This is a genomic window from Nocardia sp. JW2 (genome assembly GCF_051843015.1).
Classification (GTDB): Bacteria; Actinomycetota; Actinomycetes; order Mycobacteriales; family Mycobacteriaceae; genus Nocardia; species Nocardia coubleae.
Window position 1 is genome coordinate 58322 of the sequence record NZ_JBPXLK010000007.1, and the last position, 12314, is coordinate 70635.

The window sequence follows — 12314 nt, forward strand, 5'->3', positions numbered from 1 at the left end:
CGTAGACAAGTCCATGGGTCGCTCCATGGGCTGTCTCGGCGCTGGCTAAGGTGTTGCCGTCGGGTGTGCGTGAACACAGGAGGGCCGCGTTTGTTCGTCTCCGGTGATCGGGTGATCGGTGCTGTCGGCGATCTCGTGCGCGCGGCGGACTGCGAGTTCGCGCTGCTGCGCGCGGTCGACGCCGCCCTCGGCAACCTCCCCGGCACCCGCGACGCCGCCGCGAATCTCGTGCGCGCCGTCGACGTTTCCCCGGAGTTGCTGCGGCACTTCGGGGACGGGTCGATCCACATCCCCACCCCCGATCCCGTCGACGCCACCACCCTCACCGAAGCCGCCGCACGCACCACCGACGCCCTGCGTGCCGGTGCCGAGGCGATCGCCGGTGCGGTCTTCTTCGACGGTCGATTCGTCTGCCAGGCAGACCTTCTCGTGCGCGACGGTGCGCGGTACGTGGTGCACAGTGCCGTCGCACCTGCGCGAGTGGGGGCCCTGGGCGATGAGCCTCGGCATGACGACGGCGGGCCTTCGGATATCGGCTTGCCCAGGCGTTCACGTGGAAATGACGACGCGCAGGACCGCGACGTGGATGGCGAGTCGCTCGGGGACCGGGGCGCCGAGGCCGACCGTGACGCGGACAGTGGCGTGTCGCCCGTGCTCGCTGAGTCCCGTTCTGGTGCCGCGGGGTTCGTTGATGCCGACGACCACAGGGTGTTGCGGCGTGAACTCGCGGCGGGGCGGACGCCGTTCGAGCGGGTTTCGGCGTCGGTGCGGTCGGTGGGGGTCGATCCGGTTCGGCTGGAGCTGTGTGCTCGGGTCGAAGTGGCCGCGTGCGTCGAGGCATTGGCGGCGGCCGGGGTGGATGTCGACCCTGTGGCGCGAATTTCGACGCCGACCGGTGAACAGGGCGTGATCGCAGCGGAACTCGAGCCGATCTACCGGGCGCGACGGGCGCGGGTGGAACACGTCGTCGAGGAGAAGCTCACCGAATTGTTGCCCGTGCAGTGGGGTGACCCACGCTATCTGGCGTGTGGACAGTGCCCGACGTGCCGTGCGGCGGCCGCGACCGCACGGGACTTGCTGCTGGTAGCGGGGATTCGGCCCACCCAGCGCGCCCGGCTGCGCGAAGCCGGCGTGCTCACCATCGACCGCCTCGCCGCCACCACCGTTCCCGTCCCCGGCCTCGCCCCGCGCACGGTCACCGAACTGCGCCGCCAAGCCGACATCCAACTCACCCGCGAACGCACCGCGACCCCCACCTACGCCCTGCGCGACGCCACCGCCCTCGGCGCACTCCCCACCCCGCGCCCCGGCGACCTGGCACTGCTCATCGACCTGGACCGCCGGGGAACCATCACCTCGGTAGAACTCGCCGACGCGACTACCACTGTCTTCCGCCCGGACCCCTCGCCGACCGATCCGCGCTACGCGCAGGCGAGCGACTACGGATCATTCGCCAGGAACGGCGGGCTCGGGTCCGACGAGGGGAACGGTGGCGCTCTCGGAGCTTTCGCGAGGGGCGCCGGAGGGCTCGGAACTTCAGCGACGGGTGGGGGCGAGCTCGGGCCGTCGACACAGGACGGGTACGGCCCGGACGTGCTCGAGGAACTGCTCGACATCATCGGTGAGTATCGGGCGCTGGATCCGGATGTGCGGGTCTATCACTACGGGTCGGCGGTCCGGACGGCGCTGCTCGATTGGTCGGGGCGCTTCGGAGTAGGAGCCGATCAGCTCGACGAATTGCTCGCCGACGGAGCGCTGGTCGACCTGGCACCCGTAGTGCGGACCGCATTGCTGATCGGTGAGCAGTCCTACGATGTCGCCGGATTGGCCGCCCTGGTGCCGGGCGCACACGGTCGTGCGGCCACCGTGCTGGGGATCAGGGACTGGTTGCTCGAGCGGGCGGCCGAGGCGGGGATCGAGGTACCCGGCCCACGGTTCGCGGTGGTCGAGACCGACATTCCGCCGTCGTTGCGCACAGGTTCACTGGAGGCCGCACTGGCCGAATTCGCCGCCGACGCACACGGCGACGCGGCCCGGGCGGCCGCGCTCACGGCCGCGGTGCTCGGGTATCACCGGCGTGAACGGCAGCCCAGATGGTGGGCGCACATCGACCGGCTCGGGCACCCGGTGGGCGAGTGGGCCGACGCACCGGGCGTCCTGGTCGCCGAGTGGGGCACCGTCGACACCAAATGGCATCGCACACCCCAGCTTCCGACGATGCGCCGCTACCTCACCCTCACCGGCCGCCTCGGCACCGGTGCCACGCTGACCCCCGGCACCCAGATGATCACCATCTACGACGGTGCGGCAGCAGCGGGCATGACGCAGACGCTCGGCAGACGCGCCACCGCCACGGCCACCGTCCTCGGCTGCGCGGTGGACGCCGATTTCGACGACACCGTGCGCCTGGAAGAGCTGCTCCCGGCGGGCTGCCCGCCCTACGACGACCTACCCGCCGCCATCGCCCCCGGCCCACCCGACGGTGAGGCCGACCTCGAGGCGGCCCTGGAAGCCACCGCCCAGGACCTGCTGGTGACGTTGCCGTCCGTGCCCGCGAACGCGGTCTACGACCTGCTGCTGCGGCGCCCGCCCCGCCTGCACGAGGGTGCACCGTTACCGCAAGTCGACGGCGATATCGCACACGCCATGGCCCAGGCGACGGCCGCACTCGACGCCTCCTACCTGGCTGTGCACGGACCGCCCGGCACCGGCAAGACCGGGACGACGGCCCGCGCCATCGAGCGCCTCGTCACCCGCAAGCGGTGGCGGATCGGAGTGGTCGCACGCTCGCACGAGGTGATCGAGCGGATCTTCGACGCGGTCGTGGAGGCCGGGTTGCTGCCCGAACTGGTCGCGAAGAAGGACGTGGCGTCGGTGGGCCGCGAATGGTCGGCGATCGAGGGCAGCCGGTATCCACGATTCCTGGACAACGCGGTGAACGGGTGCGTGATCGGCGGCACCACCGCCGATTTCGTCGACGAGACCCTTATCGCCCCCGGCTCGCTCGACCTGCTGGTGATCGCCGACGCGGGCGAATGCTCGCTGGCCGACACCGTCGCCGTCGCGGTGAGCGCGCGCAACCTGCTGCTCGTCGGTGATCCCGAGCCCGCGCTCGCCCAGGCCGAACACCCTGAGCCGATTCATGTTTCGGCCCTGGAGTGGCTGTGCGACGGCGCGGCCACCCTGCCGCCGGAGTACGGCTACTTCCTCGACCGCACCTGGCGGATGCACCCGGCGGTGTGCGTGCCGGTGTCGGTGAGCTGCTACGACGGCAAGCTCACGGCGGTCGAGGCCGTCACCCGCGCCCGCGATCTCGCCGGGATCGCGCCCGGGGTGAGTACGGTTTTCGTCGAACATCGTGGCAGCGCGACCGAATCCGACGCCGAGGCCCGCGAGGTGGTGCGCCGCGTGCGCGCCCTGCTCGGCGAAACCTGGACCTCCGGTGCGCGCACCCGCAAACTGCACCCGCACGACGTCTTCGTCGTGGCTCCTTACGCAGCGCAGGTGGCGCGCATCCGAACCTTGCTGGCGCGCGCCAAGATCGAGGACGTCCTCGTCGGCACCCCTGATCGTTTCCGGGGCCGTGAAGCCGCCGTTGTCGTGCTGTCGATGACCACCTCCACACCCGACGATGCCCCCTTCGGTATGCGAGCCCTCCTCTCGCGCACCGTCATCCACGCCACCCTGTGCCGCGCCATGTGGAAAGCGATCATCATCCGCTCGCCGCTGCTCACCGAGTACCTCCCGGACACTCCGGAAGAACTCGCCGCCCTGCGCGGCTTTCTCCAGCTCGGTTGAAACACTCGGCGGCACAACACCCGTCGCGCGGCGCAGCCGCCCGCACTCGATCGACGACTCGCCCCGCGAGCTGTGATGGTGCTACGCCTCGATCCGACGCTGCCCACCAACTCCGACCGATTCACCGTCTGCCCCTACGCCCAACGCATGGACCGCACCGGCGACCTCGTCGTCACACGTGGCCAGCGAGGGCCCGGACCCGAGCGGCTGCGGGTCAAGCGGCGCGCAACAGCCGCCGCAGCCAGTCGGCGGCGGTGTCCGGTGTCGCCGGGGCGACCGACACCTGGTGCCCGGAGTGGATCAGGTACCGGCCGTCGCCGGTGACGTCGATCCAGGACAGGACACCGGTGGCCGGCTCGTCGGCCCCCGGGGCGACGAGGATCTGGCCGATGCCGGTGCGCGGGCGTTGGAGGAGTTTGCGGATGCGGGCGGCGTCAGAGGGGCCTGCGACGGGGACGGTGACCAGGTCGCGGCTGTCCTCGCGCACGCGTGCCGCCGGTGCGGCGATGCGCGGACCGGTCCCCACGGGTTGGCGCGGCATCCGGGAAAAGACTTGGGGCGCGAAACGTTTCGTCGCACCGACTTGAACGTGCAGGTCGCCACCTCGGTCGGCCGCGATGCCGGGCGACTGCACGGCGAGCACCGCCACGTCCCCCGCGACGGCGCCGAGCATGCGCACCGGCGCGGGCGCGTGTCCGCACACCTCCACCCGGATCTCCGGTTTGGCCAGCACGCGCAGCGCCGCCGAGAGGTCGGGGTCGAGGGTGCGGGCGCACCAGGCGTCGAGTGCCGGTCGGGCGGCCGCCCGCTCGGCGGTGTCGCGGGCGGACGCGCGAACGGCGAGCGGATACGGGATCCGGTCGCCGTCGGTACGCGCCCAGGCCAGCGCGAACTGATCGGGCGTGAGGTGCCAGTTCACTCCTGCTCGGTCCACTCTCCGAGCACGGCGGGACTGGTCGGTTCCAGCTTCCCGATCAGGGGGTTCACCTCGTCGGCGGGTTCGAGGAAGGTGGGTTCTTCCTCGAGAAAGCGCAGGAATTCGTCGTCGTCGTCCTCGATGTCGGGCTGGGCGGGCGGGCGCGGGCCGCCGGGTGCGCGGGTGTGGTCCGCCGCGACCATCGCCCCACCCATGAGCCCACCGATCGCGCCCGCACTCATTCCGGCAGCCGCTTCGCCACCGGCCACGGTGGGATCTTGGCGGACGTCCTCGGACGACGCCGATCGCGTGGCTGGAGAACCGGATTCGCCGAGCGAAGCCGCCTGTGTCGCCGGTGAACCGGATTCCTTCCGCGAGGCGTTCGCGCGTTTCCCGGCCCGCCCGAGCGCGCCGGCGGGAACAGGGCCCACGATGGGCACTCCACTCGCGGCGCCGGACCCCACTGGGGCACCGGACACGGCACTCGGCGTGCCGGCTCCGGCCGCGGCCGCTGCCGGGGCGACCGCTGCGGAACCGCCTGCGAACAGGGAAGTGCTCGCCGTCGAGCTACTCACACTCGCCGGTGAAACCGCAGCACCCGAGCCGTCTGCCGTCGACCCTCCCACCGCATCGGAAACGGCGTTCCCTGCTGCCGCACCGGTAACCGCGACATCGGACCCCTCGCCGGTAACCGCCATGACCACCGGCGAAGGCACCGCACCGAGCGCACCGACGACCGCTACATCCGTTGTGCCCGAAGCGATCTCGCCGAAGGCTGGCACCCCCGACCCGGTGGGCACGAAAGCCCCCGCGTAGATCGTCTCCATCGCCTGCACCGCATCCAGCCGGGCGTTCTCGGCTTCCCGCGAAATCGTGGCATTGTCCGTGGCCTGCTGCGGATCGAGCAGCGCGCCGTCCGGATCAGGCTGCGCCGCCGCGGGTTCGGCGACAGCGGCGCGAATCGACTCCGCGGCGTCACCCGCCTGGCACAGCCGGACACCGACCGCCGTCAGCACATCCGCGATCTGCCGACCCACCTGCTCGAACGTGCGAAGGGCATCGACGGCGGACTGCGCCCCCGACCCACGCCACCCGTCGGCGATCGCGGCCCGGATCTCGGCATGCGCGTTGTCGACCTCGTCACCGACTGCGGTGGCCGCGGTGAGATACAACTGCCCGCCACTGCTCAAGGCGGCCGGGTCGAGTTGCTGTACCGCCGTGTGGATTTCGGAATGCGACAGGCTGTCGAACACCTCGACGACGGCCACATAGTCCGGGTCGGTCCCCGGTGCACCGGAAATGCTACGCATGCCCATCACCCGTCTCGATCGCCCGGACCGCGCTCGCCATCGCCTGATCGCTCTCCTGGTAGGCGGCCCCGGCGGCCCGCAGCACGGCGGCCAGCTGACGAGCCGTCGCGGCGTAGGCACGCAACTGGTCGAGGGCATTGCCGGTCTTGGTCTCGAAGCCGGTGCGCAGCGCGGCACCCGAGGGCAGCCCGCCGAAGCCGGGCAGCGTAGCGGCCTGCGTCAAGGCCTGCACCTGCGCGTCGACGGCGGCGGCGAGACGTTCGTAGCGCAGCGCGCACCGTTCGGTCGCGCCGTCGGCGACGAGCACCCCGTCGACCCACAGTCCGCCCTCCTCGACGGCCTGACCGAGCGCCGCCGTATTCGGCAGCCCCGTGCGATTCGATTGCACCGCTTCCCCCTTCGTCGTTCAGTCCGCCGTGGCGAGTACCCACCGCGCGATATCGTCGGCCACGCGGTCCCGCACCGGCTCGTGCAACAGGTCGTGACCGGCGTCGGCGTACTCGCGCAAATCTACCGATCCGAACCGCTGTGTCCATAGCCGCATCGCATCGATCGGTGCCCGGCGGTCGTCGATTCCGTGCACCGCGAGCGTCGGCAGGCGCGGATCGGGCGCGGTCTCGGTGGCCCGGCGCGGTGTGCCGCACAGGACCAGTCCGCGCAGGCCGGCGGGCTGATCGACGGCGACGGCGAGCGCGGTGACGGCGCCGAGAGAGTGGCCCATGAGCACCGGCGCGGAGGTGGTTTCGGCCCGCACCAACTCGAGCAGGCCCCTGGCATCGGCGACCAGTTCGCCGAGGGTGCCCGGCGCGTGCGGATCGCCCTCGCTCAGGCCCTGTCCCGAGGTGTCGAGGGTCCACAACTCGATGCCGAGGGCGGCCAGCGCGGTACCGAATCGGTGATAGTGCCCGCTGTGCTGACCGGTGCCGGGCAGCAACACGACGGTCGCGGCGACCAGGCCGGTTGACCTGCGCCGGTAGTGCAGACGGCCACGCGCGCTGTCGAAGTAGGGCACCGGCCGATTATCCGCACCTGCCAAAGCATCGCGCCAGCCGTTACACTTCGCCAGTCCACCCGGTTCAGAGTCGAGGTCGTCCATGTTGTCGTTGCGTCGTTGTGTGGCAAGCATTGTCGTCGGTGCGGCAGGCGTGAGCACCGCGGTCACCGGCGTCGCCGGTGCCGACCCGGTCGCCGCCTGTGGGCGGGCCGGTCAGGAGATCGCGATCCACTCGACGGTCCCACTACTGGACTGGTCGGAGAACTTCGGCATCGACGAGCGCGGTGACGTGTGGGTGTCGCGCGTGCTGCGCGGTGAAGTGCAGCGCTACGACAGCGCCGGAAAGCTCACCGCCACGGTGGATATCGCGGCGCCCGGCGCCGTCCGACTCGGTCCCGACGGCCTGCTCTACGTGGTCACCGGCAATTCGCCGCTGTCGGATTCCGGCGGTGTCGTCCGATTCGACCCCACCGCCGCCGACCCGGGGCCAGAACCCTTCGCCACCGGTTTCATCCACCCCAACGGCGCCGCCTTCGACGCCCAGGGCAACCTGTACGTCACCGCCCGCGACGGCGTGCACCGCCTCTTTCCCGACGGCACCGAGGACATGACCTGGTGGTCGAACGCCACCGTCGAGGGGCCCAATGGTGTTGTGGTCTCCGGTGATTCGGTCTACGTCACGGCGAACTACGTCGACAGCACAGCCGGTCCGGTCGGCCGGGTGCTTCGCTTGTCGCGCACGAATCCGGCGGTGAGCACAACCATCGCCGATTTGACCTCATTCGGTTCGCTGCCCGATTTCGTCGACGACCTGGTCCTGCGCGACGGCGCCCTGTACGTGACGACCCTGACCGGACAGCTGGTGCGCGTCGACCTGGCCACGGGCGGTGCCTGCACGATCGTCGCCACCCAGCCGCTCACCGCCGTCGTCGCCGACCCGGCCGACTCGACGGCGCTGCTCGCGGGCACCGAAGAGGGAACCGTCCTGCGCATCCGCCCGCGCGGCTGACCCGAACCCTTTCGCACGACAAACGGCCGCCGACATCAGTCGACGGCCGTTTTCGAATCCTGGCGCCTCGGGCGCCGAATGATCAGCCGCCGACGCTCAGCGCCGACGGCGGAGTCGGGGGAGCGGGCGCGGGAGCCGGCTGCGGCGCCTCTGCCGGGGCCGGGGCCGGAGCGGGCGTTTCGGGGGCGGGCGCCTGCGACTGTGCCGCACCGGCACCGGGCGCACCCGAACCGGGGGCGGGGGCCTGCGGTTCCGGCGCGGGCGGGGCGGCCGGTGCTTCGGGAGCCGCCACCGGCAGATCGGGAACGACGAACGTGCCGACGGTCGGCGTCATCACGCAGCGCGCGCCGGGGTAGTCGATGGTGCCCCACATGGAGGCGACCACGGTGCCCGCGCCGCTGGTGATCGTCTTCGACAGCGACGGCAGCTGGTATTCGGTGAGGTCGTCGAGGGCGGCGATACCGCTCTGCCCGTTGTTCACATTCACCCAGGCCACACTCAGGCCGGAGGCCAGCGGCACACCGGTGTGGGCCGGACTGGCACTGAACCGGACATCGCCCGGGGTCAGGCTGGTTCCGGTGCGCGGGCCGGGGCCCTCGACGGTCGCGGCGGCGATGATGGTGGTGATGGGTCCGTTGCTGCCGCAGCCGAAGGTGGGGGCGGCATAACCCAGCGGGATGAACTGGGCCGAGATGTCACGCAGGCGGTCGGCGCCGACCATGCCGGTGAAGTTGGCGATCGCGTCGACACCGGCCTTGGTGCTCACGTCCTCGCCGGCGAGATCGCGCAAGTGGGTGATGGCGTCGTCGAGAGGAGACGCACTCGCGGTCGAGGCGAGCACGACCACAGCACCGATGCTCGCCGCGGTCACCGCCGCCGCCCTACCTGCGATGGATCTGCCGTTCACCCGTAACTCCCTGCTGCTCGCCCACCGGTTCCCCGGTCCGTGTGGCAACGTACCAGTTCGACGGGCCGGTGGCAGCGTGGTGGTGTCGCGGCGTCGCCGTGCGGGGTAGGTTTCTCCAGGACGGCTACTAGAGACGCTGGGAGACCCGTATGAAGCTAGCCCTGTCCCCGGAAGAGGTCGCCTTCCGCGATGAGCTCCGGCACTTCTATCACACCGAGATCCCCGTCGAGATCCGTGACCGTGTGAAATACGGACACGAGCTTTCCCGCGAAGACATCGTCACCGCCAACAAGATCCTCAACGATCACGGGCTCGCCGTGCCGAACTGGCCGGTCGAGTGGGGCGGCAAGGACTGGACGCCGATGCAGCGTCACCTGTGGCTCGACGAGATGCAGCTGGCCTCGGTGCCCGAACCGCTCACCTTCAACGCCTCCATGGTCGGCCCGGTGATCGCCCAGTTCGGTTCCCAGGAGCTCAAGCAGCGTTTCCTGCCGCCCACCGCCGCCCTCGACATCTGGTGGTGCCAGGGCTTTTCCGAGCCCGACGCCGGTTCCGACCTGGCCTCGCTGCGCACCACCGCCGTGCGCGACGGTGACTCCTACATCGTCAACGGGCAGAAGATCTGGACCACGCTCGGCCAGTACGCCGACTGGATCTTCTGCCTCGTGCGCACCGACCCGTCGGCGCCCAAGAAACAGGCGGGCATCTCCTTCCTGCTCTTCGACGTGAAGTCGCCCGGTGTCACCATGCGCCCGATCAAACTGATCGACGGCAGCTACGAGGTGAACGAGGTGTTCTTCGAGGACGTCCGGGTGCCCGCCGATCAGCTGGTCGGCGAGGAGAACCAGGGCTGGACCTACGCCAAGTTCCTGCTCGGCAACGAGCGCACCTCCATCACCGGCGTCGGCAAGACCAAGGTCAAGATCGGGCTGGCCAAGGACCACGCGCGCTCGATCCGCACCGGCCACGGCACCCTGATCGAGGACCCGGTCTTCGCCGTGCGTATCGCCGAACTCGAGAACGAACTGCTCGCCCTGGAACTCACCCAGCTGCGGGTGGTGTCCAATTCGGCCGACGGCAAACCCAACCCGGCCTCCTCGGTGCTGAAACTGCGCGGCACCGAACTGCAGCAGGCAGCCACCGAACTGCTGCTCGACATCGCGGGCGCCGACGCCCTTCCCGTCGACGCCGACGACATCGCCTCACCCGCCTGGGCCCAGCACACCGGCCCCGGCTACCTGAACTACCGCAAGGTGACCATCTACGGAGGCTCGAGCGAGGTCCAGCGCTCGATCATTTCCTCCACGATCCTCGGATTGTGAGGCGCTGACATGGATCTGGCACTGACCGAAGAACAGACGATGCTGCGTGACACCGTGCGCGAACTGCTGCACCGGTTCTACGACAGCGAGGCCCTCACCAAGGCGGGTGACACCGATCCCGGCTGGAGCCGCACGGTCTGGAAGCAACTCGCCGACCTGGGCGTCCTCGGCCTGACCATCCCCGAGGAGGACGGCGGCGTCGGCGCGGGCCCCGTCGAGGCGATGCTCGTGCAGGAGGAACTGGGCCGTGCGCTTGCCCCCGAACCGGTGCTCGACGCCGTGGTCGTTCCGGCCGAGCTGATCCGGCTCACCGGCAGCGCCGATCAGCGCCACCGGCTGCTGCCCGCACTCGCCGAGGGCACCCTCCTGCTCGCCTTCGCCCATGCCGAACCGGGACAGCGCTGGCCGTCCACCGAGGTCACCACAACCGCCGAACAGCAGGGTGATTCGTACACCCTGACCGGTGTGAAGAACCCGGTCCCGCGCGGTGATTGTGCCGATCAGCTGATCGTCAGCGCGGTACTTCCCGGCGGCGGTGTCGGCCTGTTCCTCGTCGACCCCACCGGCTCCGGCGTGCAGCGCCGCACCTACCGCACCTTCGACGGCCGCCGTGGCGCCCAATTCGATTTCGCCTCGGCGCCGGGCGAATTGCTCGGTGACACGGTCGACGCGGCCGAACAGATCGCGCTCGCCCAGGGCTACGCCCACGCGGCACTGTGCGCGGAATCGGTGGGCGCCATGCAGGTAGCACTCACCTCGACCACCGACTACCTGAAGTCGCGCAAGCAGTTCGGCGTAACCCTGTCGAAGTTCCAGACCCTCACCCAGCGCGCCGCCGACTGCTACGTCTCCCTGGAACTGGCCCGCAGCATGAACCTCTACATCACCGCCGCCCTCGCCGACGGCTCCAACGACCCGATCGTCGCCTCACGCGCCCGCCTGCAGATCGGAAAATCCGCCGCCCACATCGGCCGCGAGGCCATCCAGATGCACGGCGGAATCGGCGTCACCGCCGAATACCCGGTGAGCCACTACGTCGCCCGCCTCACCGCAATCGGCCAGACCCTCGGCGGAGAACTGGAACACCGGCGGGTGCTCGCCGATTGCGTCGGCAGTTACGACTTGCCGGAGTTGTAGACAGCCCGGGAATGGTGCGTACTCGGCATGGGTGCGCACCATTGCCGAAAATCGTTGGCGGCGCGGCCGAGTCGCAGGCACGATGATCGGAATGAACGTACCCACTCGTCAGGTTCGTGCACGCTTCGATGCATCGACCGTCACGGTGTACCAGGCGTATCGAGCCGATATCGCTGTACCAGCCGCCGCGACAGGGAGGTTCCCCGACGCCTTCAACCGGGAGCGGATGACGTGGATCAAACCATCCTTTCTCTGGATGATGTACCGCTCTGGATGGGCATCCAAGCCGGGCCAGGAGCATGTGCTGGCGGTAACCATCACCCGTGAGGGTTTCGAGTGGGCATTGCGGCACTCCGCGCTCGCCAGCTTCGACCGCACCGCACACACCGATCGCGCCCAGTGGCGAGGCAGCCTCACCGCCCCTGTTCGGATCCAGTGGGATCCCGAGCGCGACATCAGAATGTCGCCTCTCCCATACCGTTCATTGCAGGTCGGTCTCTCCGGGGAAGCCGTTCGCCGCTACTGCGACGAATGGATCGTCGGCATCGAAGATGTCACTGAACTTGCGCATGAAACGCGTAGTCGCATCACCGCTGAAGATGAAAGCGGTGCGCGCGAGTTGATTCCTTCCGAGCGGCCATATCCGATACCGGACGATATTTCGCGGACTCTGGGAATGGCGCAGTTGCCTCGCGCTGAATCAATCTGACCCGAGAATTCCCGCACCCCGCTGGCGCGGATCGAAGGAGATCAGCACATCCTGCACTGACCACTTTCTTTCCCTCGGTGCGCTGCGTAACGTAGGGCTGCCGATTTCCAGAATTCCCGCATCCACGGTTGGACATCGGCTCCTGAATTAGAGTCGACATCGAAGTTGCCTTAAAGTGAGGCATTGACTCCAATTTCTACGCACTGACGCAG

10 protein-coding genes are annotated in these 12314 nt (G+C 69.6%); 5 read left to right on the forward strand and 5 right to left on the reverse strand.

Annotated features, from left to right (window positions below):
- Positions 1 to 69: 69 nt before the first annotated feature.
- On the forward strand, positions 70 to 3798 hold the full coding sequence (locus tag ACSVDM_RS12555) for an AAA domain-containing protein (protein WP_439264885.1): 3729 nt from the start codon (positions 70 to 72) through the stop codon (positions 3796 to 3798).
- Positions 3799 to 4012: 214 nt separating this feature from the next.
- Here ACSVDM_RS12555 and ACSVDM_RS12560 read toward each other — a convergent pair whose 3' ends face one another.
- From ACSVDM_RS12560 to ACSVDM_RS12575, 4 genes are read right to left on the reverse strand one after another with little or no spacing between them, the layout of a single operon-like run.
- Entirely contained in the window at positions 4013 to 4717 is a 705-nt protein-coding gene (locus ACSVDM_RS12560; RefSeq protein WP_181700990.1) for an ESX secretion-associated protein EspG, read from the reverse strand.
- Positions 4714 to 6024, reverse strand: coding sequence for a hypothetical protein (locus ACSVDM_RS12565; RefSeq protein ID WP_439264887.1), 1311 nt, complete (start codon positions 6022 to 6024; stop codon positions 4714 to 4716). The genes ACSVDM_RS12560 and ACSVDM_RS12565 overlap by 4 nt, the downstream gene beginning before the upstream one ends.
- Positions 6017 to 6412 carry a hypothetical protein gene (locus ACSVDM_RS12570; protein ID WP_067491310.1) on the reverse strand — a complete coding sequence of 132 codons (396 nt, stop codon included), beginning with the start codon at positions 6410 to 6412 and terminating at the stop codon, positions 6017 to 6019. Before ACSVDM_RS12570 ends, ACSVDM_RS12565 begins: the two co-directional genes overlap by 8 nt.
- Positions 6413 to 6430: 18 nt before the next feature.
- Positions 6431 to 7036 carry an alpha/beta hydrolase gene (locus ACSVDM_RS12575; RefSeq protein WP_439264889.1) on the reverse strand — a complete coding sequence of 202 codons (606 nt, stop codon included), beginning with the start codon at positions 7034 to 7036 and terminating at the stop codon, positions 6431 to 6433.
- A 103-nt stretch (positions 7037 to 7139) separates the two neighbouring features.
- Between ACSVDM_RS12575 and ACSVDM_RS12580 the strand changes: the two genes are divergently transcribed.
- Positions 7140 to 8027: an SMP-30/gluconolactonase/LRE family protein gene (locus ACSVDM_RS12580; protein WP_439264891.1), complete on the forward strand. Its 888-nt coding sequence runs from the start codon at positions 7140 to 7142 to the stop codon at positions 8025 to 8027.
- Positions 8028 to 8109: 82 nt separating this feature from the next.
- Here the strand turns inward: ACSVDM_RS12580 and ACSVDM_RS12585 are convergent, their stop codons facing one another.
- Positions 8110 to 8934 (reverse strand): hypothetical protein, encoded by an 825-nt coding sequence (locus ACSVDM_RS12585; RefSeq protein ID WP_439264892.1) that lies wholly within the window; start codon positions 8932 to 8934, stop codon positions 8110 to 8112.
- A 149-nt stretch (positions 8935 to 9083) separates the two neighbouring features.
- Between ACSVDM_RS12585 and ACSVDM_RS12590 the strand changes: the two genes are divergently transcribed.
- The 3 genes from ACSVDM_RS12590 to ACSVDM_RS12600 are packed head-to-tail and all read left to right on the forward strand — an operon-like array spanning position 9084 to position 12102.
- Entirely contained in the window at positions 9084 to 10256 is a 1173-nt protein-coding gene (locus tag ACSVDM_RS12590) for an acyl-CoA dehydrogenase family protein (RefSeq protein WP_439264893.1), read from the forward strand.
- Between the two features lie 9 nt (positions 10257 to 10265).
- On the forward strand, positions 10266 to 11393 hold the full coding sequence (locus ACSVDM_RS12595; protein ID WP_439264895.1) for an acyl-CoA dehydrogenase family protein: 1128 nt from the start codon (positions 10266 to 10268) through the stop codon (positions 11391 to 11393).
- 31 nt (positions 11394 to 11424) lie between these two features.
- Positions 11425 to 12102, forward strand: coding sequence for a DUF4291 domain-containing protein (locus ACSVDM_RS12600; RefSeq protein WP_439264897.1), 678 nt, complete (start codon positions 11425 to 11427; stop codon positions 12100 to 12102).
- Positions 12103 to 12314: the final 212 nt, after the last annotated feature.